This is a genomic window from Micromonospora sp. A202 (assembly GCF_006715105.1).
Lineage (GTDB): Bacteria > Actinomycetota > Actinomycetes > Mycobacteriales > Micromonosporaceae > Micromonospora > Micromonospora zamorensis.
In genome coordinates, this window is record NZ_VFMP01000001.1 from 1,509,893 (window position 1) to 1,531,322 (window position 21,430).

General features: G+C 71.4%; 19 protein-coding genes. 8 read left to right on the forward strand and 11 right to left on the reverse strand.

Features of this window, described 5'->3' with window-relative positions; all coding sequences use genetic code 11:
• Positions 1-8: 8 nt before the first annotated feature.
• Positions 9-2,402, reverse strand: a complete 2,394-nt coding sequence (locus tag FBZ33_RS07050) for a phosphoketolase (RefSeq protein ID WP_141908417.1) — start codon at positions 2,400-2,402, stop codon at positions 9-11.
• A 68-nt stretch (positions 2,403-2,470) separates the two neighbouring features.
• On the reverse strand, positions 2,471-3,331 hold the full coding sequence (locus tag FBZ33_RS07055; RefSeq protein WP_141908418.1) for a universal stress protein: 861 nt from the start codon (positions 3,329-3,331) through the stop codon (positions 2,471-2,473).
• Positions 3,332-3,485: 154 nt separating this feature from the next.
• On the opposite strand from FBZ33_RS07055, the gene FBZ33_RS07060 reads away from it, so the two are divergent.
• From FBZ33_RS07060 to FBZ33_RS07075, 4 genes are all read left to right on the forward strand, one after another.
• The gene (locus tag FBZ33_RS07060; RefSeq protein ID WP_074318164.1) at positions 3,486-3,722 is read left to right on the forward strand and encodes an HTH domain-containing protein; all 237 of its coding nucleotides are present in this window, start codon (positions 3,486-3,488) and stop codon (positions 3,720-3,722) included.
• Positions 3,722-4,300: a Clp protease N-terminal domain-containing protein gene (locus tag FBZ33_RS07065; protein ID WP_141908419.1), complete on the forward strand. Its 579-nt coding sequence runs from the start codon at positions 3,722-3,724 to the stop codon at positions 4,298-4,300. The genes FBZ33_RS07060 and FBZ33_RS07065 overlap by 1 nt, the downstream gene beginning before the upstream one ends.
• Positions 4,301-4,393: 93 nt before the next feature.
• On the forward strand, positions 4,394-5,398 hold the full coding sequence (locus FBZ33_RS07070) for a diacylglycerol kinase family protein (RefSeq protein WP_141908420.1): 1,005 nt from the start codon (positions 4,394-4,396) through the stop codon (positions 5,396-5,398).
• Positions 5,391-6,392 (forward strand): YihY/virulence factor BrkB family protein, encoded by a 1,002-nt coding sequence (locus FBZ33_RS07075; protein ID WP_141908421.1) that lies wholly within the window; start codon positions 5,391-5,393, stop codon positions 6,390-6,392. The genes FBZ33_RS07070 and FBZ33_RS07075 overlap by 8 nt, the downstream gene beginning before the upstream one ends.
• 11 nt (positions 6,393-6,403) lie before the next feature.
• On the opposite strand, the gene FBZ33_RS07080 is transcribed toward FBZ33_RS07075, so the two are convergent.
• Positions 6,404-7,819: an RNA-guided endonuclease TnpB family protein gene (locus FBZ33_RS07080; RefSeq protein ID WP_141908422.1), complete on the reverse strand. Its 1,416-nt coding sequence runs from the start codon at positions 7,817-7,819 to the stop codon at positions 6,404-6,406.
• Positions 7,820-7,947: 128 nt separating this feature from the next.
• On the opposite strand from FBZ33_RS07080, the gene FBZ33_RS07085 reads away from it, so the two are divergent.
• From FBZ33_RS07085 to FBZ33_RS07095, 3 genes are read left to right on the forward strand one after another with little or no spacing between them, the layout of a single operon-like run.
• Positions 7,948-9,438, forward strand: coding sequence for a phosphatase PAP2 family protein (locus FBZ33_RS07085; protein WP_141908423.1), 1,491 nt, complete (start codon positions 7,948-7,950; stop codon positions 9,436-9,438).
• Positions 9,439-9,446: 8 nt separating this feature from the next.
• A complete protein-coding gene (locus tag FBZ33_RS07090) occupies positions 9,447-10,268 on the forward strand; it encodes an endonuclease/exonuclease/phosphatase family protein (RefSeq protein WP_141908424.1) in 822 nt (273 codons plus the stop codon).
• Between the two features lie 31 nt (positions 10,269-10,299).
• Positions 10,300-11,184, forward strand: a complete 885-nt coding sequence (locus FBZ33_RS07095) for a hypothetical protein (protein WP_141908425.1) — start codon at positions 10,300-10,302, stop codon at positions 11,182-11,184.
• A 179-nt stretch (positions 11,185-11,363) separates the two neighbouring features.
• Here FBZ33_RS07095 and FBZ33_RS07100 read toward each other — a convergent pair whose 3' ends face one another.
• Positions 11,364-12,233: an alpha/beta fold hydrolase gene (locus tag FBZ33_RS07100; protein WP_255508741.1), complete on the reverse strand. Its 870-nt coding sequence runs from the start codon at positions 12,231-12,233 to the stop codon at positions 11,364-11,366.
• Entirely contained in the window at positions 12,230-13,192 is a 963-nt protein-coding gene (locus FBZ33_RS07105; RefSeq protein ID WP_141908426.1) for a TIGR03557 family F420-dependent LLM class oxidoreductase, read from the reverse strand. The genes FBZ33_RS07100 and FBZ33_RS07105 overlap by 4 nt, the downstream gene beginning before the upstream one ends.
• A 375-nt stretch (positions 13,193-13,567) precedes the next feature.
• Between FBZ33_RS07105 and FBZ33_RS07110 the strand changes: the two genes are divergently transcribed.
• Positions 13,568-14,926 (forward strand): cellulase family glycosylhydrolase, encoded by a 1,359-nt coding sequence (locus tag FBZ33_RS07110; RefSeq protein ID WP_141908427.1) that lies wholly within the window; start codon positions 13,568-13,570, stop codon positions 14,924-14,926.
• 55 nt (positions 14,927-14,981) lie between these two features.
• Here the strand turns inward: FBZ33_RS07110 and FBZ33_RS07115 are convergent, their stop codons facing one another.
• The 6 genes from FBZ33_RS07115 to FBZ33_RS07140 all read right to left on the reverse strand — a co-directional run bounded on the left by FBZ33_RS07115 (position 14,982) and on the right by FBZ33_RS07140 (position 21,429).
• Positions 14,982-15,302, reverse strand: coding sequence for a multidrug efflux SMR transporter (locus FBZ33_RS07115; RefSeq protein ID WP_099851579.1), 321 nt, complete (start codon positions 15,300-15,302; stop codon positions 14,982-14,984).
• 349 nt (positions 15,303-15,651) lie between these two features.
• Positions 15,652-16,914 (reverse strand): RNA polymerase sigma factor, encoded by a 1,263-nt coding sequence (locus tag FBZ33_RS07120; RefSeq protein WP_141908428.1) that lies wholly within the window; start codon positions 16,912-16,914, stop codon positions 15,652-15,654.
• Between the two features lie 3 nt (positions 16,915-16,917).
• The gene (locus FBZ33_RS07125; protein WP_088946921.1) at positions 16,918-17,319 is read right to left on the reverse strand and encodes a YciI family protein; all 402 of its coding nucleotides are present in this window, start codon (positions 17,317-17,319) and stop codon (positions 16,918-16,920) included.
• A 104-nt stretch (positions 17,320-17,423) separates the two neighbouring features.
• On the reverse strand, positions 17,424-19,559 hold the full coding sequence (locus FBZ33_RS07130) for an alpha-galactosidase (RefSeq protein WP_141908429.1): 2,136 nt from the start codon (positions 19,557-19,559) through the stop codon (positions 17,424-17,426).
• Positions 19,556-20,470 (reverse strand): carbohydrate ABC transporter permease, encoded by a 915-nt coding sequence (locus FBZ33_RS07135; RefSeq protein ID WP_088946923.1) that lies wholly within the window; start codon positions 20,468-20,470, stop codon positions 19,556-19,558. The genes FBZ33_RS07130 and FBZ33_RS07135 overlap by 4 nt, the downstream gene beginning before the upstream one ends.
• Positions 20,467-21,429: a carbohydrate ABC transporter permease gene (locus FBZ33_RS07140; protein ID WP_141908430.1), complete on the reverse strand. Its 963-nt coding sequence runs from the start codon at positions 21,427-21,429 to the stop codon at positions 20,467-20,469. The genes FBZ33_RS07135 and FBZ33_RS07140 overlap by 4 nt, the downstream gene beginning before the upstream one ends.
• Position 21,430: the final 1 nt, after the last annotated feature.

Sequence of the window (21,430 nt, forward strand, 5' to 3'; positions counted from 1 at the left end):
GTTCTCCTTCAGGGGTTGGTCGGGTCGGTTTCGCGGACCCAGCGCCACTCGGCGACCTGCGGGTCGTCCTCGCCGTACTGGCGGGTGTAGTCGCGGGCCGCCTGCCGGGCGTCGACCATCCGTTGGCGCAGGTGCGCGGCCCGGGCGCCCAACCCGGGCACCCGGTCGATGACGTCGATGACCAGGTGGAAGCGGTCCAGGTCGTTGAGCATCACCATGTCGAACGGTGTGGTGGTGGTGCCCTCCTCCTTGTAGCCGCGCACGTGCAGGTTGTCGTGGTTGGTACGCCGGTAGGTGAGTCGGTGGATCAGCCACGGGTAACCGTGGTACGCGAAGATGATCGGCCGGTCCGGGGTGAAGATGGTGTCGAATTCCTTGTCCGGCAGGCCGTGCGGGTGTTCGGTGTCCGGCTGGAGTCGCATCAGGTCGACGACGTTGACCAGTCGCACCTTCAGCTCCGGCAGGTGCTGGCGCAGCAGTTCGGCGGCGGCCAGCGTCTCCAGGGTGGGCACGTCCCCGCAGCAGGCGAGCACCACGTCCGGCTCGCTGCCGTCGTCGTTGCTGGCCCAGTCCCAGATGCCCAGGCCGCGGCGGGTGTGCTGGATCGCCTCGGTCATCGTCAGCCAGTTCGGCGACGGCTGCTTGCCGGCCACCACCACGTTGATGTAGTGCCGGCTGCGTAGACAGTGGTCCATCGTGGCCAACAGGGTGTTGGCGTCCGGCGGCAGGTAGACCCGGACCACCTCGGCCTTCTTGTTGACCACGTGGTCGATGAAGCCCGGGTCCTGGTGCGAGAAGCCGTTGTGGTCCTGCCGCCAGACATGGCTGGACAGCAGGTAGTTCAGCGAGGCGAGCGGCTGCCGCCAGGGGATGGCCCGGGTCACCTTCAGCCACTTGGCGTGCTGGTTGAGCATCGAGTCGACGATGTGGATGAACGCCTCGTAGCTGGTGAACACGCCGTGCCGGCCGGTCAGGAGATAACCCTCCAACCAGCCCTGGCACAGGTGCTCGGAGAGCACCTCCATGACCCGGCCGTCGGGCGAGAGGTGGTCGTCGCCGGGCACGGTGGCGGCAACCCACGCCCGGTCGGTCACCTCGAAGGCGGCACCCAGCCGGTTGGAGGCGACCTCGTCCGGGCCGAACAGCCGAAACGTCTGCGGGTTGGCGCTGATCACGTCGCGGATCCACGGACCCAGCACGCCGGTCGCGCCGGCCATCGGCGTGCCCGGCTCGGGGACCTCCACGCCGTAGTCGCGGAAGTCGGGCAGGGCCAGGTCACGCAGCACCAGACCGCCGTTGGTGACCGGGTTGGCGCTCATCCGCCGGTCACCGCGCGGCGGCAGCGTCCGCAACTCGTCGACCGGTGCGCCGGTGGCGTCGAACAGCTCCTCCGGCCGGTAGCTGCGCAGCCACTGCTCCAGCTCGGCCAGGTGCGCCGGGTTGTCGCGTACGCCCGACAGCGGCACCTGGTGGGCACGGTAGGTGCCCTCCACCTGGATGCCGTCGACCTCGGCGGGACCGGTCCAGCCCTTCGGCGTCCGCAGGATGATCATCGGCCAGCGGGGACGTTCGACGACTCCACCGGAGCGGGCCCGCCGCTGGATCTCGGCGATCTCGTCCAGTGCCCGGTCCATCGTCGCGGCGAGCGTGCCATGCACCTGCGCCGGGTCGTCGCCAGCCACCACGTACGGCTGGTAGCCCGAGCCGCGCATGAGGTCGAGCAGGTCGGCCTCGGGGATCCGGGACAGCACGGTCGGGTTGGCGATCTTGTAGCCGTTGAGGTGCAGGATGGGCAGCACCGCGCCGTCGCGTGCCGGGTTGAGGAACACGTTGGAGAGCCAGCTGCCGGCCAGTGGCCCGGTCTCCGCCTCACCGTCGCCGATCACGCAGGCCACCACGAGGTCCGGGTGGTCGAACGCGGCGCCGTAGGCGTGGCTCAGCGCGTACCCCAGCTCACCGCCCTCGTGGATCGAGCCCGGCACGTCCGCCGCCACGTGGCTGGGGATGCCGCCGGGGAAGGAGAACTGGCGGAACAGCTTGGACATCCCGGCCTCGTCGCGCGCCACGTCGTGGTAGCGCTCGGACCAGGTGCCCTCGAGCCAGGTGTTGGCCACGATGGCCGGACCGCCGTGGCCGGGGCCGGTGACCAGCATGGCGTTGACGTCGTGGGCGACGATCACCCGGTTGAGGTGGGCGTAGATCAGGTTGAGGCCGGGGCTGGTGCCCCAGTGGCCGAGCAGCCGCGGCTTGATGTCGTCGACTGTCAACGGCTCCCGCAGCAGCGGGTTGTCCAGCAGGTAGATCTGCCCGACGGTGAGGTAGTTCGCGGCGCGCCAGTAGGCGTCCAGCCGACGCAGTTCGTCTTCGGTCAGAGGGCCGTGCAGGTCAACAGCGGAGTCCATGCTGCGTAAGCCTCTCGCGGGTCGGGTGGGCGTCCGGCGTCCAGTCTCGTCGCTGCGGTCGCCGGTGGTCAGGGCCGTTGGTCCCGGGCCGGGCGGGCAGTGTGCCCGGTGAGCGGCTTCTCGGCCAGGCCGCGGACGACGACCACCGGGGCCGGGGAGTGGTAGAGCAGGGACTGGGCGACCGCGCCCAGCATGGCTCGGCCTGGCTCGTCGCCACGGGCGGCGACCACCGCCACCTGTGCCGAGCGGGACATGTCGATCAGCACCTCGGCGGGATCGCCCCGGACGACGCGGCACTCGGTGGGCACCGAGCCGTGGAGATCGGTGTGCCGATCGAGCGCCTCGCTGAGCTGCTCGGCGACCGCGTCGGTGTCCTCGTCGTACTCCACCACCCGCAGGGCCAGCAGTCGGGCGTCCCTGCGGGCCGCGCACTCCACGGCCCACTGCAGGGCCAGATGTGAGCTGGGTGAGCCGTCCACGCCGACCAGCACCGGCCCCTGCGGGGGCGGTTCGCGGCGGACGACCATCAGCGGGCAGCCGGCCCGCGCGGCCAGCTGCACGGCAGACGTCTCGGCCGGGATGCACTGGCCGCTGCCGGCCATGCCACTGTCACCGACCGCGAGCAGGAATGCCGTCTCGGACCGCCGGATGAGGGTGGGCAGCAGGGCGCTCTCGACGATCTCAGCGCCAACGGTCAGCCCCGGCTCGGTCTGGTGGGCGAGTTGGGCCGCCTGTGTGATCAGTTGCTCGGCCCGGTCGCGGGGCGCGGCGACGGTGTCCGCCGCGAAGGCAGCCTGCCAGTCGAAGGTGTGCAGCAGGTGCAGTGGCCGGCCGTGCCCGGCGGCCTCCTGCGCGGCCTGTGCGACGACCGGAAGGTCGAGGTCCGACCCGAGGCCGACCAGCACCGGTGCGTCGGCGGGTGCGGCCATCCGATATCACCTCCCGGGCGTCGCGCCCGGCACGACCAGCCTGTCCTGACCGAGGCTAGTCGGATGGGTTCGGCGGCGGGGCGGTTCTCGTTACGTCACCGTCGTCCGTCAACCAGGGTTGACGACGATGGCGCTGTCAACGTATGTTGACGGCATGAGTCAGGCGACAGAACTCGCGGCGGCAGCCGGCAGCACCGACCCCCGGGTCGGGCTGCGCGCCGTCCGCGCGCTGCGTCGGCTGCTCGAGCGGCTTGAGGTGGTCCAGGTGGACAACGCCCGTCGACAGGGCTGGTCCTGGCAGGAGATCGCCGACGCGCTCGAGGTCAGCCGGCAGGCGGTGCACAAGAAGCACGCCGGGCGACCGGCGGTCAACCAATCCTGGGAGGCGTGATGTTCGAACGGTTCACCGACCGGGCGCGCGACGTGGTGCGCCGGGCGCTGGAGGAGGCACGGGTCGAGGGCCAACGGCCGGTCGGCACCGAGCACCTGCTGCTCGCCCTGCTCGCCGACGACGCGGGCCTGGCCAGCCGGGTGCTCGCCGACGCGGGAGTGCGCGCCGACGACCTGCGCGAGCGCGTCCGCCGGCACACCGTCACCGGCGGCGCGGGCCTCGGCGACGCGGACGCGGCGGCCCTGCGGGAGATCGGCATCGACCTGGCCGCGATCGTGGCCCGCATCGAGCAGTCCTTCGGCCCGGACGCGCTGCGCGAGGCCGTGCCGGCGCCGCGTCGTCGCTGGGGGCGCAAGCGGTTCCTCGGCGGCCCGTTCTCACCCCGGTCCAAGAAGGTGCTGGAGCTGTCCCTACGCGAGGCCCTGCGGCTGCGCCACCGCCACATCGGCACCGAGCACATCCTGCTCGGGGTGCTCCGGGAGGGCCACGGGCTGGGCGCTCTGGTGCTCACCGAAGCCGGAGTTGACCTCGACGATCTGCGCCGCCGGGTGGAGGCCGCGCTCCGGGCGGCCGCCTGACGGGGGCGGTCGCGTTGAAACCTGTCTGTGGCACTTCCGACGCGGGCCGGTCACCGGGTCGCTGAAGCCGTCCGGGTGCTGCACACTGACGCCGTGGATCCTGGACAGGACAGGCGGCCCTCGGGCGGCGACGGCGGGCTGCGCTCCGCCGTGGTGGTCAACCCCGTGAAGGTCGACGATCTCGACGAGTTGCGCCGCACCGTCGATGACGCCCTGGCGGCGGCCGGCTGGCCCGCGCCGCAGTGGTTCGAGACGACAGTCGACGACCCGGGCCGCGGTCAGACCGAGCAGGCCGTCAAGGACGGTGTCGACCTGGTCTTCGCCTGCGGTGGCGACGGCACCGTGATGTCCTGCGTCAGCGGTCTGGTCGGCACCGACGTGGCTCTCGCCGTTCTGCCGCAGGGCACCGGCAACCTGCTCGCCGCCAACCTGGGCCTCTCCACCGACCTGGCCGCCGGGTTGCAGGTCGCCGTCGAGCGGGGCCGACGGCTGCTCGACGTGGGCGCGGTCGAGGACAAATACTTCACCGTGATGGCCGGCATGGGCTTCGACGCCCAGATGCTCGAGGCCACCAACGAGACCACCAAGGCCCGCATCGGCTGGCCCGCGTACGTGGTGGGTGCCGCCCGGCACCTGCGGGACCGGCCGATGCGGGTGCAGATCCGCATCGACGACCGCCCTCCGCTGCGCCGCCGGGCCCGCTCGGTCCTGATCGCCAACGTGGGTCGACTCCAGGGTGGGGTCCGCCTGCTCACCGAGGCAGAGCCGGACGACGGCTGGCTGGACGTCGCAGTGCTCACCCCGCGCAGCCTGCGTCACTGGCTCGCGCTCGGCTGGGCGGTGATCCGCCGCAGCGGCCAGGTGCCGCGGATGGAGGTCTTCCGGGGTCGGCGCGTCGTGGTCACCAGCAACCGCGCGCAGCCCCGGGAGCTGGACGGCGACCTCATCTCCCCGGGTCGGCGGCTGCACGCCGAGGTTCGCCCCCAGGCGCTCTGGCTCTGCGTCCCCCAGCCCGAGGACGCCCCCGACCTGGCCGTCGACGCGCAGGGCGCAGGGGAGCGGGGCGAGCAGCTGATCGAGGAAGCGCGCCGTGAGTAGCACCCGGATCGTGCCGGAGACCCGGCTGATGGCCGACGAGGAGCTGTCCGCCGACGACGCCTGGCACACACTGCGTCGCGAGGGCGGCTGGCACCTGCTGCGCGACGCCTTCATCCGCTTCCGCTACGGCGACGGGTTCAGCCACTCCCGGGCCTTCGCGCTGCAGCTGTGCCTCGCCGTGGTTCCCTTCCTGATCGCCCTCACCGGCCTGATCAGCGAGCTGGGTGTCCAGGAGGGCGGCCAGGTTGTCGCCGACACCGTCCTGGCGGTCACCCCCGGCCAGAGCGCGCAGATGGTCGGCGAGCTGCTCGGTGAGGGCGAAAGGGTGGAGGACGCCGGGGAGCTGGCACTCACCCTCGGTCTGCTCACCGGCCTGTTCGCCCTGACCACCACGATGGCCCAGATCGAGCGGGGCGCCAACCGCATCTACGGGGTCGAACGGGACCGCCCGGCGCTGCGGAAATACCTCCGCGCCGCCGTGCTGGCCGTCACCGCCGGTCTGCCCGCGCTCGCCGGCTTCCTGATCCTGGTCGGCGGCGGCGCGATTGGCGACTCGGTACGTGAGCACTACGAGTGGGGTGAGGTCGCCACCGGCGTCTGGAACGTGGTCCGCTTCCCGCTGAGCCTCGGGCTGACCATCCTCGCCGTTGCCGTGCTGTTCCGGCAGGCGCCACGCCGCAACCAGCCCGGCCTCTCCTGGCTGTTCTTCGGCGCTGGCATCGCCACGGCTCTGTGGTGGCTGGCCAGCCTGCTGCTCGCCGCGTACGTGCGGTTCAGTGACGATTTCGGGCAGACCTACGGTGCGTTGACCGGCATGATGGCGTTGCTGCTCTGGGCCAACCTGACCGGGATGGCCCTCTTCGGAGGGCTGGCCTTCGCCGCCCAGTTGGAGGCGCTGCGCATCGGTGTGCGGGAGCCCGCCCAACCGGACCTGTGGGAGCCCGAGGCGGACCGGGCCGAGCTGGTCGACACCGGGGACATGACCGCGCTCTAGTGCTGTGACCACTAACGTTCACCGGGTTGTCGGTGGTGTTGTGGTTCCTCGCCCAGACGTTGTCGGAGCGAGCGACTCCCCACCGGTAGTGGGGCGGGCCTCAGCCGGCCAACCGACCCTGACACCGCTGGTGGGCGGCGTGGGTCACGCCGGGACAGCCCGGCACCGGGAAGGTGTCGGCCTGCTCGACGGTGCGTGATGACCGCACCCATGTCGGGTGCGGTGGTGGTGACGCCGCCCGGGGCCCGGGTGGCGATGGTGAACGCCGCGGCAACATCACGATGCCCGACGAACCCGCAACTCCTGCACATCATGGTCCGCCCGCGGGGCTTGACCACTCTGCGCTGGCACACCGGGCAGGTCGACGACGTACCCCGCTCATCGACCAGATACACGGTGATCCCGACCAGCTCCGCCTTGTCCTTCAGGACCGCGATCGCCCGGCCGAGTTGCCACTGCCGCAACCGCAGGTTGTGCCGCCGACCCGCCGGCAGATCGAGGACACCACGCGGGTCACCGACGGTCAGCGTCCCGACCCGGTGCTGCACTGCCCAGTCGATCACGGTCTTCGCGGCCTCGTGCCCGGCCTGCCGTACCCGACGCCGATGCCGCCCCTCCATCAGCCGAGCCCGCCGGCGGGTCTTGCGCCACCGCCGCGAACCCCGCTGGCCCCTCTTCGGCGCACGGGCGGCGGTCGCCCGGCGGCGGCCTTTCGTGTCGGCCAGGTGCTGACGGTGCTCGGCGCGGATCGCCCGCCCGGACACCAGCAACATCTGCCCATCACCGGCTGCCACCGCGTACGGGTGAATGATGCCCAGGTCGACCCCGGCGACCCGCCCCCGCTGCGGCTCCTGACCCGCAGCGTAGGTCGCGACCGGAAGCTCCGCGGTGACCTCGACCCACAACCGCCCCTGATCGAACACCAGCGTCACTGACCGCACCGCATCACGGGGGTAGGGAACCGCCCGGTCCAGGCGCACCACCAGCGGCGGGCTCCCGAGCGAGGTCGGCAACCGCAGCCGCCGTTCACTCAGACCGAACGTGCCGTGATACCAGCGGACCGGCATCAACGACCGTCGCCGCCGCGGATACCGCACCTCACCATGCCCCGCCCTACGGCGGGCGGCAGCGCTGAACCACGCATCAGAATAGCGACGCAACACCGACCGGGCGCCGGTCGAGTCGAGCTCACCGAACGTGCCCGGACCAGACGCGGCGAGCAGTCGACACAACTCCTGATAACCCGCGACCGGCCGATCTTGACGACGATGCCGCCAGCTGTTGTATTCCAATACACACGCCCAAAGATCCCCGGCCGCGCGGAGCAGACCGAAGCAGCGTTGCCGCTGCGCCCGGGTCAGACGCAGGCCGACCCGGGCGGTGCGGCACACCACCCGCGGCGCCCCCGAATCCCTACGTCTGGGCATACCCGAAGCCAACCACGAGGGTCTGACACAACCCGGCCAACGTTAGTGGACACAGCTCTAGCTGCCCGGCGTGTACGCGTGACGCAGATCGGGTAAAGCGCCTCGCCAGACAACAAGGGAGGTGCGGGGTGACCGCGGTCAAAGAGGTGGCACGGCGTCCGATCGGTCATTTCGCCGAACGGAGCATCGCCGGCCTGGTGGCCGTCACCGGCGCCGGGGTGGCCTTCGGGCTGCTGTTGATGCTCGTCCGGGTGCGGTGGAGTCCTCTGCAGGACGCCGACCACGCCGTCGCCGAATGGTTCAACGGGCTCATCGCCCCGCACCACGCACTCGTCACCGTCCTGCAGGCGGTGACCGACCTGGGCGGCCGACCGATCCTCATCTGGCTGGTCACCATCGCCGTGGTCGGGCTGCTGATCCGGCGCCAGCCCCGACTGGCCGTCTATCTGATCATCACCGGGGTCGGTGGTCTGATCCTCGACCCGTCGCTGAAGACGCTGGTCGGCCGGCTCCGTCCGGTCGTGGACGTGCCGATCGCCAGCGCCCCGGGCAACAGCTTCCCAAGCGGGCACGCGCTCGGCTCGTTCGTCGCGTACGGGGCCCTGCTGCTGGTGTTCCTTCCGGCGATGGCGCCGCGCTGGCGCAAGCCGGTGATCGTCGCGGTCGGCGTGCTGGTGGCGCTGATCGGTCTGACCCGGATCGCGCTGGGCGTGCACTTCATCTCCGACGTGCTGGCCGGCTGGCTGCTCGGCGCCGCCTGGCTGGGCGTCACCGCGTACGCCTTCCAGCTGTGGCGGCGCGAGCGCGGGCGACCGGTGCCGCCGTTGAGCGAGGGCCTGGAGCCGGAGGCGGGGCACGACATCGCCGCCGCCCCCGACGAGGAGCACGTGCTGGCCCACCCCCGCTCGGCGGTGGCCGAGCTGCTGGTCTGCTGGGTGCTCGTGTTCGGGGCGTTGTACGGCTTCGGCACGTACGTCAGCTACCACGCCAAGGGCACCTTCTTCGACACCCTCGACACCGACGTGCCGCGCTGGTTCGCCGAGCGGCACACCGACGTGCTGACCGAGGTGAGCTGGTGGTGGAGCAAGTTCGGTGACACCCACGCGATCCTGCTGATCTCGCTGGTGTTCTGCCCGCTGGTGCTGGCGGTGTGGCGGCGCTGGCGGCCGGTGCTGTTCGTGGCGCTGGCGATGGTGGGCGAGCTGACCCTGTTCCTCGCGTCGGCGCGGGCGGTCGACCGGCCCCGCCCGGCCGTGGAGAACCTCGACGGGCAGATGCCCACCTCGTCGTTCCCGTCCGGGCACATCGCGGCCACGATCTGCGTCTGGCTGGCGATCACCCTCATCGTGTTCCCGCGTACCGACCGGTGGTGGCGTTGGATCTTCGTGGCGGTGGCCGTGATCATGCCGGTCGGGGTGGCCACCTCCCGGATGTACCGGGGGATGCACCACCCCACCGACTTCATGGGCGCGATCCTGCTCTCCGCGCTCTGGATCGGGCTGCTCTACCTCGTGGTCCGCCCCAACGCCGACCTGTTGGAAGGCAACCAGCCGGCCATCGAGTCGGAGGACGTGGACACCCTCGACGACGAGCTGGCGCGGGCCGGCCGAGCGGACTGAGCGCCGCCGTGCTGCGGGTGATGACGTGGAACATCCGCACCGGCGGTCGTGATCGTGGCGGCCCCGACCGGCTGGATCAGGTGGTTCAGGTCGTCAACGAGCAGGCACCTGATGTGCTGGCCCTCCAGGAGCTGCGCGGCTTCGACCGTGACGGGCTGATGGCCACAGTGGCGGGCCGGGTGGGGATGACACCCCACCTGGCCTGGTCCTGCTTCGGGCAGCCGGTGGCGGTCCTGGTCCGGCCTCCGTACCAGGTCGTCGACGCGGGGACGCTGCGCCGGCCGTTCCACCACGGCGCGGCCCGGGTCGTGGTGGCCACCTCCGCCGGCCCGTTCACAATGTTCGGCACGCACCTCTACCCGTATTCGGGGGGACGGCGGCGGATGGAGGTCGACTGGCTGGTCGCCGCGCTGCGGCGTACTCCCGGGCAGTTGGCCCTGATCGCCGGTGACCTCAACTCGCTCGACCCGACTGTCGACCACACCGCTCAACTGGCCGGCATGGCCGCCCTCTACCGGCGGCGGCACCTGCGCCGGCGCGGTGGCGCCGTGGACACCCGCGCGATCGCCCGGCTGCTCGCAGCCGACCTGGTCGACCTGTGGCCGTCGTGCAACGTCGGAGCGCCGGAGGCTGACGGCCGCACCGTTCCGACCCGGTTCGGCGGGGCCGAGTTCGCCGGGATGCGGCTGGACTACCTGCTCGGCACCCGGGCGGTGGCGCAGCGGGCGGGGGAGTGCCGGGTGATCCGGGGCGCGACGGCGGACACCGCCTCGGACCACTACCCGTTGCTGACCACGCTCGACCTCGGCCCGGCCGCAACCGACACCTGAGGCCTGGCACGGACCGGTTACCGTGCCCACCGTGACCGACCGTCCCATCGCCCACTCGCCGCTGCCGGGGCCGTCGAGCGAAAACCGTGGCGCACCAACGGTGGTGCGTCCGACACCGTCGGCTGTGGACACGGCAGAGCCGGCCGCCGTCGCGCTCCCGCTCGTCGCGGCCGTCGCGCGGGGTGTGGCGCTGGTCGTGGTGCTGCCGGTACGCCTGCTCTGGGAGTTGATCGCGGCTGCCGGCCGGCTGGTGTACCGGAGCCTGCTCAGCCCCGTCGGCCGGTTCCTGCACCGGTGGCTGCTGTCCCCGCTGTCCTGGGCGCTGCACCGACTCCTCTGGGTCCCGCTGGTCTGGTGCGCCCGCACCCTGATCTGGCAACCGCTGGTGTGGCTGGCGTACGGCATCGCCTGGGTTGCCGGCGCGCTGGTCTGGGCGCCGCTGGTCTGGCTTGTCGAACGACTGGTCCTGCCGCCGCTGCGCTGGCTGGGCGCGGCGCTCACCCCCGTCGGCCGGCTGCTGTGGCGGGGCATCGGCGTGCTCGCCGGGGCGGTGCGCGCCGCGCTCGTCGGGTTGGTCCGGGCGATCTGGTGGGTCGTCATGGGCTTCGGCCGGCTGGTCGTCGCCGCGGTGGTCGGCGCGTGGCGGGCGGCCGGACGGGTGCTGCGGCTGCTCCACCGCCTGCTGCTGCGCCCGCTCGGGCGTGGGCTGCGCTGGGTGTGGCGGCACACGGTGCTCCCGCTGGTGCGGGGTGTCCGGTGGGTCTGGTCAATGACTGTCGTGCCGGTGGCGCGCGGGCTCGGGGTGGCCTGGCGGGCCACCGTCGTACCGGTGGCCCGCTGGATCCGCCGCGCGGTACTCGACCCGGCCCGGTTGGCCTACCGGGAGGTGCTCAGCACCCTGGGCCTGCGGCGCTGACCGTCACGCGCCGAGCGACGCCGCTGACAGTGGCAGCGCCGAGGCGCGGACGCCTCAGAGCACCAGGTTGAACAGGACGGTGAGCACCACCGAGGCGAGGATCGAGAAGAGGATCATCAGGAGGCAGCCGAGGCCACCGCCGAGCGGGCGGATCTCCACGTTGCCGAAGCGCATGAGCGTCACCTGTCCAGGAGTGCGGGATGAGGGGCGAGCAGGCGGCGGCACGCGTCCGCCACCTGCGTCGGGGCCGTCGTGACCACGTTGTGCGCGGCGCCGGGGACGACTACCAGGTCGGCGTCCGGCACCAGCCGGGCCGCCTCGTCCCGCCACGGCGCCGGTACGACCGGGTCGCGCTCACCGGTCACGACGAGGGTGGGCGCGGTGACGCGGACGAGGTCCGCCTCGATCGTGTTGTGCACCGAGTGCGACAGCGTCGCGAAGACCCGCCAGGGCCGGGCGTTCCAGACGTCCCGGACCAGGATCGGCGCCTGCAACGGCGCTTCGTGCAGGCCGTCCACCAGCCAGCGGCCGAACTGGGCCGTGCGGGACCGCGCGGACGGGTCAGTGGTCGGTCCGGCCAACACCAGAGCGCGTACCGCGTCCGGGTGGTTCGCGGCGAGCGCGGCGGCCACCTCCGCGCCGAACGAGTGACCGAGCAGGCAGACCGGCGGCAACCGGTACGCGGCCAGCCAGGCGGCCACGTGCTCGGCGTGAGCGGCCACGTCGTACGCGCCCCGGGGGTGCTGGCTCAGCCCGAAGCCGGGCAGGTCCGGCACGTACACCGGGTGGGTGGGGGAGAGCGCGACGGCCAGCGCGGTGAGGTACCGGTGCGAGACCGCCAGGCCGTGCAGCAGCACCACGGGAGGCGCCCCGGTGCCCGGGTCGGCCCCGCGCCGGGTGTGGGTGCGCAGTCCGTCGACGAGCCGCCACTCGCTGGTCAGCCCGGCGGCCGACCGGGGAGCGGCCATGGCGAGCCGCAACTCGGCGGGGCCGAACCGGCCGGCGGGCGTCAGACGGGCCGACTCCTCCGACTCACCGGTCGGGTTCACAGCTCGCGCAACCGGGGCAGCAGTTGCTCCTGTGCCCAGTCCAGGAACATCGGCTGGGTCTCCCCACCGACCTGGATGATCGCCACGTGGGTGAAGCCGGCGTCGACGAACTTGCGGAACGCCTCCACGTGCGCGTCCACGTCCGGGCCGCAGGAGACGCCCTCGGCGACGTCCTCCTCCCGGACGAACTGGGTGGCGGCGGCGAAGGAGTCCGGCCCGGGCAGGTCGGCGTTGACCTTCCAACCCATCCCGAACCAGCGGAACTGGTCGTGCACGATCTTGCGACACTCCGCCTCGTCGGGGCCGTAGCAGATGGCCACCTGTCCGTAGCGGGGCTGACCGGCGCCGCCGGCGTCGTCGTACATCTCGATGATGTGCCGGTCGGGTTCGGTGGAGATGATGCCGTTGCCGTACTCGGCGGCCAGCGTCGCGGACTGTCGACCGGACGCGGCGACGGCCATCGGCACCGGCCGCTCCGGCCGGTCCCAGATGTAGGCGTCGGGCACGTCGAAGTGGTTGCCGGAGAAGGTCAGCGTCTCCCCGTTCAGCAACGGCCGGATGATCTGCAACGCCTCCTCGAACATCTCGTGGCGTTGCTGCACGTGCGGCCACCCGCCGACCACGTGCTCGTTCAGGTTCTCGCCCGCACCGAGGCCGAGGGTGAACCGGCCGTCGGAGAGCGCGCCGATCGTGCTGGCCTTCTGCGCCACGACGGCCGGGTGGTAGCGGCGGATCGGGCAGGTCACGAAGGACATCAGCTCCGCGCGGGAGGTGGCGTGGGCGACCGCGCCGAGGACCGACCAGGCGTACGGCGAGTGGCCCTGCGAATCCAGCCAGGGGTAGTAGTGGTCGGACATCACGAGCTGGTCGAAGCCGGCGGCCTCGGCGCGTACCGCGTGGTCCACCAGTTGCTTGGGACCGGCCTGCTCGCCCATCAGGGTGTAACCGACGCTGACCATCCTGTATCCCCTTTCACCGACGGATCGTTCCCGGGATACCCAGGTCGGCGGCCGTCAACCCTCCCGTCCGGTTCGACGCCGGTGCTGCTTGACGGATCGCGGCGACCTGCCTACCGTCGCTCTTAACCGGTTAAGAGCCGGCTGTGGCGCACATCCTGTGGTGGGGATGATCGCCCCGTGACGGCCCGCGTTCGCGTGGGCCGTTGCGGCTGTCTGGGCTCGGAGCCTGCCAACTGAACCGGTTGCGGTGGCCAAGCCATCGTCCTACGCTGATGCGTGCGCGCCGGGATCCGGGCGCGGCTGCCGGGCTGCAGCCGCCTTCCCCTGTCACGTCCCACCCCTGTCGGGCACCGGGGGTCCTCCCTGAGGAAGGCCATGAAGACTCGACTCTCCGCCGTCGCGGCGGCCCTGCTCGCGTTGCTCGTCGCCGTGCTGGCATTCGGCCAGCCGGCGCACGCCGCGGCTGGTTTCTCCGTCGCGAACGGCAGGTTGTACGACGCCAACGGCACCGAATTCGTCATGCGCGGCGTCAACCACGCCCACACCTGGTATCCGCAGCAGACCAGCTCGTTCGCCGACGTCAAGGCGCTCGGCGCGAACACCGTTCGGGTGGTGCTCTCCAGCGGCGACCGGTGGACGCGCAACACCAACGCCGACGTCGCCAACGTCATCTCGACGTGCAAGGGCAACCGGTTGATCTGCGTGCTGGAGGTGCACGACACCACCGGGTACGGCGAACAGAGCGGCGCCATCACTCTCGACCGCGCGGTCGACTACTGGCTCAGTCTCGCCGACGTCCTCGCCGGCCAGGAAAGATTCGTGATCGTCAACATCGGCAACGAGCCGTACGGCAATCAGAACTACGCCTCCTGGGCCACCGACAACGCCAACGCGATCAAGCGTCTGCGTGCCGGTGGGCTGACCCACACGATCATGGTGGACGCCCCGAACTGGGGACAGGACTGGTCGTTCACCATGCGCGACAACGCCGCGTCGGTCTTCGCCGCGGACCCGGCCCGCAACACCGTCTTCTCCATCCACATGTACGGGGTCTTCGACACCGCCGCGGAGATCAGCGACTATCTGGGCCGTTTCCGTTCGGCGGGGCTGCCCATCGTGGTCGGTGAGTTCGGCTTCAACCACTCCGACGGGGACCCGGACGAGGACACCATCCTCGCCTACAGCCAGGCGAACGGGATCGGCTGGCTCGGTTGGTCGTGGAGTGGCAACGGCGGCGGCGTGGAATATCTCGACCTGGCCACCTCGTTCAACCCGGCCAACCTGACCACGTGGGGTCAGCGGCTCTTCAACGGCGCCAACGGCATCCGGCAGACGGCCCGGGAGGCGAGCGTCTTCAGCAGTTTGCCGCCGACCACCCCGCCGCCCACGACGCCTCCGCCGACCACGCCGCCCCCGACCACGCCTCCACCTGCGGGTGGCTGCACGGCGACCTACACGGTGACCGGCCAGTGGCAGGGCGGCTTCCAGGGTGAGGTGCGGGTGACCGCCGGCAGCGCCGCGATCACGGGCTGGACCACCCGGTGGACGTTCGCCAACGGCCAGAGCGTCAGCCAGACCTGGAGCGCGACAGTGACCAGCAGCGGGGCCACCGTGACCGCCCGCAACGTGGACTACAACGGCCGACTGGCCGCCGGTGCCAGCACCACCTTCGGATTCATCGGCGGCTGGACTGGCACCAACGGTCTGCCGGCGGTGAGCTGCACGGCGAGCTGACCGTCGCACCGGTGGCTGGGTCCGCGTCGGACCCGGCCACCGGGAACCGTCCTGGTCAGTGCTCCCCGGTCAGGTTCACGATGACCACCCCGGCGATGATCAGCGCGATGCCGGTGAGCTTGGCGAGCCCCACCGACTCACCCAGGAACACCGCCCCGATCGCCACGATGGCCGCGGTGCCCAGACCCGACCAGAGGGCGTACGCGACGCCCACCGGGATCTCCTTGACGGCCTGGGCCAGCAGGAGGAACGCCAGCGCGTAGCCGCCGAGACACGCCACCGTCGGCCAGAGCCGACTGAACCCGGCGGTGCTCTTGATCAGGCTGGTCGCCACCACCTCGGCGAGAATGGCAATCCCCAGCAGCACGTACGCCATGCGTCCCCTTGGTCCTTCGTGGTAGATGAACCCGTCGTCGCCCAGGCTAGTGCCGGCGCTGTCCTTGCCCCGCCGACCCGCCCCACCTCAGGTTGATGTCCAGCCAACCCGTCGCGTGGCGTCCGTGTGGCATCCCCGCCGCCCACCGCTGCGGGCTGCGCCGTCGTCGGTCGCGCCGCCGCCCTGGGTCGTTTCCTCGCGCTGGGGTCACGACGGGGCTGGGGGCAGGGCTGGCAGGGTAGATCTTGGACACTTTCCGTTCCGCGCTAACGGAAACTGTCCAAGATTGCCCACTGTGGCGGGTGAAGCTGCCTGGATCACGCCGCGCGGGACGAGTTGATCCCTGTCGTTACGCGAGATCGACGGACTCGGCGGCGAGCCGGGCCGCTCGCATGGTGAGATAGCGCTGCTCGGGCAGGCTGCTCGTCCGCGCGGCGGCGGCCCGGTAGTCGACGATCGCCTGCTCGCGGTCACCGGCCATCTCGTGCAGGTGGGCGCGGGCGGCGGGCAGCCGGTGGTGCCCGGCCAACCTGGGGTCGTCGGCCAGGGCGTCGAGGGCGGCGAGGCCCGCTGCCGGCCCGTGCACCATGGCCGTTGCCACGGCCCGGTTGAGTGCCACCACCGGGCTGCAGACGAGCCTTTCCAGCACCTTGTAGAGCGCCAGGATCTGCGGCCAGTCGGTCTGCTCGGTGCTCGTTGCCTCGTCGTGCAGGGCGGCGATGGCGGCCTGCACCTGGTACGGGCCGACCGGCCCACGCGGCAACGCCCGGGTGACGAGGGCGACGCCCTCGGCGATCGCCGTCGCGTCCCAGCGGCCGCGGTCCTGGTCGGCCAGTGAGATCAGCTCGCCGGACGGCCCGGTCCGTGCCGGGCCGCGCGCCTCGGTGAGCAGCATCAACGCCAGTAGACCGGCCGACTCGCTGTCGTCGGGCAGCAACGCGTGCAGTGCGCGGGTCAGCCGGATCGCCTCGGCCGCGAGGTCGATCCGGCGCAGGTCCGGGCCGGTGGTGCTGGTGTGCCCCTCGGTGAAGACCAGGTAGAGCACCTGCCGTACGGCTGCCAGCCGGTCGGACCGCTCCTCCGGCTCGGGCATCCGGAACGACAGCCCGGACGCGCGGATGCGCTGCTTGGCACGGCTGATCCGCTGGGCCATGGTCGCCTCGGGCACCAGGAACGCGCGGGCGATCTCGGCGGTGCTCAGTCCGCCGACGGCGCGCAGGGTCAGCGCCACGGCCGACGTCGGGGCGAGCGCCGGGTGGCAGCAGAGGAAGAGCAGGACCAGGGTGTCGTCCCGCTCGGCGGTCAACTCGTCGTCCGCGGCGGGTGCGTACCGCTGGTCGTCCGGGTCCCGACGGGCGACGAGGTCCTCCCGTCGGCGCCGGGCCTGCTCGCCCCGGATCAGCTCGATCATCCGGCGGTAACCGACCTGGATCAGCCAGCCGCGCGGATTCGCCGGCAGCCCATCGACCGGCCACTGGGTCGCGGCGGCCAGCAGGGCCTCCTGCACCGCGTCCTCGGCGATGGCGAAGTCACCGAAACGGCGGGCGAGCACGCCGAGGACCTGCGGCGCCAGCTCGCGCAGCAGGTCCTCGACGTGGGGATCGGTGGCCAGCGTTCACAGCTCCTGCGGTGGGGCGGACATCACCGGGTGCACCTCGATCGGCATGTTCAGCGGCCGTCCGCCGGGGCCGGGCGCGGTGGAGATGTGCGCGGCCAGCTCCACCGCCCGCTGCGGGCTGTCGCAGTCCACGATCCAGAAGCCGGCGAGGAACTCCTTCGTCTCGGCGAACGGCCCCTCGGTGACCACCGGCGCGCCGCCCTCCCCGGCGCGGACGATCCGGGCCTGCTGCGGGCCGCCGAGGCCCTGCCCGTCGACCCACTCCCCAGCGGCGGTGAGCTTCTCGTTGACCTCGCCCATGAACGCGATGTGCGCCTGGACCTCCGCCGGGGTCCAGGTGTCGATGCTCGGGAAGTCGGTCCCGGCGGCGCTGAACTGCATCAGCAGCATGTACTTCATGGTTTGCTCCTCACAGCTGCGCACCATCCTCGGTGCTCTCACCCTGAGGTAGAAGCAGCCAGCGCCGTTCTCGACACCCCGCCCGAAGAATCTCCAGAATCCTTTCAGTCGACGGCGTCGACCTCCAGCACCAGGCTCTGCTCCGGGTGCAGCGCGGGCAGTTGGACACCCATCCGGGCCAGTGCCGCCCCGCTCAGGACGACGCCGCCCGCGAGCCGGCCCGGTGCGGACCGGTCGATGGCCGCCGGCGCCGGCATGCCGGATGCCGGCCGCACCCGGTAACGGCGGTCCGGGTCCAGGCCCGGCAGCCGGACGGGGCCGGGGTGCGGCGTCGCGGAGGTGGCCAGCCGCGCCACCGCGTACACCGCTCGGGTGCCGTCGTGGTCGATGACGCCGTGCGCCCAGACGGCCGGGTCGGGGTGGTCGACCCGGACCACCCGGCCGGCGTGCAGCAGCGGGCGCAACCGCTTGTGCAGTGCCACCCAGGCAGCCAGTTCGGTCTGCTCGTCGGTGCTGATCGAGGCGATGTCCCACTCGATGCCGTGGTGGCCGAAGAGTGCGGTGGCCGCCCGGAAACCGAGGTCGTGCACGCGGTTGGTGGTGTGCGAGCGTTGCGGGCCGATGTGCGTGCCGATCAGCTCCGGCGGCAGCAGCAGGCCGGTCCAGCGCTGGATGCTGAGCCGTTCCAGGGCGTCGTTGCAGTCACTGGCCCAGACCCGGTCGGTGCGCGCCAGGATGGCCAGGTCCACCCGCGCCCCGCCGGACGAACAGCTCTCGATCTCCAGATCCGGGTGGAGGCTGCGCAACTCGTCGAAGAGCCGGTAGACCGCAAGGGTCTGCCCGTGCACCCCCGGGTGGCCGTGGTGCCCGGCCTCGGTGAGGTCCCGGTTCTGGTCCCACTTGAGATAGCTGATGCCGGGGTGTTCGGTGAGCAGCGCGTGGAGCCGGTCCCGCACGTGGTCGTACGCCTCCGGGCGGCCCAGGTCGAGCACCTGCTGGTTGCGCCAGGACGGCGGCAGTCGCCCCGGTACGGCCAGCAGCCAGTCGGAGTGCGCGCGGAACAGGTCGGAGTCGGGGTTGACCATCTCCGGCTCCACCCAGAGACCGAACTGCAGACCCCGGCCGGTCACGTGGTCGATGAGCGGTTGCAGGCCGTCGGGCCAGACGCCCTCGTCGACGTACCAGTCGCCGAGGCCGGCGGTGTCGTCGCGCCGACCGCGGAACCATCCGTCGTCGAGCACGAACCGCTCCACGCCGATCTGCGCGGCCCGGTCGGCGAGGGCCCGCAGCCGGTCCAGGTCGTGGTCGAAGTAGACCGCCTCCCAGACGTTGAGGGTCACCGGGCGGGGGGAGCGCGGGTGCCCGGGCCGGGCCCGCAGGTGCGTGTGCAGCACGTCGCTGAGCCCGTCCAGCCCGGCGTCGGACCAGACCGCGTAGAGCAACGGAGACTCGTACGACTCGCCGGGGCCGAGCCGGATCTCACCGGGGGTGAGCAGCTCGCCGCCACCGAGGGTCGACTCGCCGGTGGGCCGGCGCTCGGCGAAGGTGACGTGGTCGCCGCTCCACGCGGTGTGCACACCCCACACCTCGCCGTGGCCGAAGCCGAACCCGGCGGTGCCCGCCACCAGCAGCAGTGTGGCGTCGTGACCGGTGCGACCGTGTCGACCCTCGCGCACCCAGGCGCCCTGCTGCCACCGGTGCCGCTGCGGGGACCGCTCCCGGCACCACCGGCCGGTCAGGTCGAGCAGCTCGGTGGCGACCGCCGGCACTGGCAGCACCGGGGTCAGCTCCCGTAGCTCGTAGGCCGTGTCGCCGTCGTTGCGCAGCCGGTGCCGGACGGTCAGCAGGCCGTGCGGGTCGAGCATGATCTCGTTGGTCAGGGTCAGCCCGGCGGCCGGGTCCGACGCCCGCACGGTCAGCAGCGCCGCTCCGGGCCCGTCGTCGCGCACGTCCAACCCGTCGAGGCGGAAGGAGGTGGACCAGTCCCGTCCGTCGCGGTGCCCGGCCAGCCCCGGGCGGCCACTCCAGCCCGCACTCGCTTCCGGCAGCAGCGACAGCACGGGCGGCTCGTCGAAACTGCTCGGCACCACCGGCGGCACTGTCGCGTCCACGAGCTGGCGCAGGCCGTCGTCGTCGAGGTCGCCGACGTCGCCGCCCCAGTGCACGACCCGGGGCAGCCCCGGGCCGCGGGCGTCGAGCACCAGGCTGGTCCGCGTGCGGCGCAGGTGCAGGATCGTCATCCCTTTGAGGCTCCCAAGGTCAGGCCCCGGACGAAGTGCCGCTGGAGCATAAAGAAGATCACCAGGGTGGGGATCGCGACGAGCACGCTGCCCGCCGAGACCAGGTTGTTGTCGGTGAAGAACTCGCCGCGCAGGTTGTTCAGCGAGCTGGTCACCGGGAACTTGTCGCCGGTGCGCATCAGGACGGTGGCCCAGAAGAACTCGTTGTAGATCCAGGTCACCTCCAGGGTCGCCAGCGCGGCCAGGGCCGGCCGGCACAGCGGCATGGTGACCTGCCAGTACTGCCGCCAGATGCTCGCCCCGTCGACCATCGCCGCCTCGTACAGGTCGCGCGGTAGCGCCTTCATGTAGTTGCTGAGCACGAAGACGCAGAATCCACACTGGAAGGCGACGTTGATCAGGATCAGGCCCCAGTAGCTGTCGTACAGCAGCTCCGAGTCGCTCATGAACTCCGGCAGTGGCACCTCGGTGAACACCCGGAACAGTGGGATGAGCAGCGCCTGCTGGGGCAGCAGGTTGGCTGCGGTGAACACCCCGAGCAGCACGATGTTGAGCTTCCAACTGAACCGGGCGATCACGAACGCCACGCAGGAGGCGAGGAAGAGGGTCAGCAGCACGGCCGGCACGGTGATGTAGACCGAGTTGAGGAAGTGCTGGCCGAACTCCGCCGTCTGCCAGGCGGTGACGTAGTTGTCGAAGGTCCAGCCGCCGAACGAGACGTAGCCGTTGGCGGCGGTGTAGTCGTACGAGCGCAGCGAGGTCAGCACCGCCCAGGCGATCGGGAAGAGCCAGACCAGCGCGACGACGATGAGGAAGCCGTGCAGCAACAGCCGCAGCGGGGTCAGCTTGCGGCGGCGCGCCGGCGCCTCGGGCTCGCCCTCGGTGGGCCGGGTGACGGTCGCGGTGCTCATTCCCGGTTCTCCCTCATCACGGTCGCCAGGTAGATGGTGATGAAGACCAGCGAGACGATCAGCATGATCGTCGCCAGCGCCGAGCCGAACCCGATCCGGCTCGCCTCACCCACCACGTTCTGGGTGACCAGCGCCGAGATCAGCTCCAACCCGTTGCGACCCTTGTTGACCACCCAGACCAGGTCGAACGCTCGCAGCGACTCGATCACCGTCACCACCAGCACGATGATGTTGATCGGCCGCAGCACCGGGAAGACGACCCGGAAGAAGGTGCGGCTCTCCGAGGCGCCGTCGACCGCCGCGGCCTCCCGCAACGACGGGTCGACGCCCTTCAGCCCGGCCAGGTAGAGCAGCATGATGTACCCGACGTGCCGCCAGCCGGAGGCGACCATGACCGCCCAGATGTTGACGCTGGAGTCGCCGTACCAGTCGACGTTGCTGCCGAACACCGCGTTGATCAGGCCCTGGTCGCGGGAGTACAGCAGCTGCCAGACGAAGCCGATGAGCGCCAGCGAGAGCACCACCGGCAGGTAGAGCGCGGTCTGGTAGAAGCGGCTGCCTTTCAGCTCCTTGTCGAGCAGGACGGCCAGGAACATGCCGAACGGGGTGGCGATCACGAACAGGACCGCCAACCACAGCAGGTTGTGCTGGACCGCCGGCACGAACGGCGGATAGTTGTTCACCACGTCGCTGTAGTTGCGGGCGCCGATGAACTCGATTTCGTTGAGGGGGCCGATGCCGTCCCAGTTGGTGCCGGAGAGCAGCACGGTGGCCGCCGCCGGCAGCCAGACGAACGCGGTGACGAGCAGCAGCGGGACGAGCACCATCAGCGTGATGACCACGCGGTCGGTGCGGGACAGGAGCCGTAGCCGCCGACGACGGCCACGACCACCCGTGGAGGTGGTCGCGGCCGGCGGCGGCACGGCGCGATCCGCTTGGATCAGGGGCAGGTCGGACACG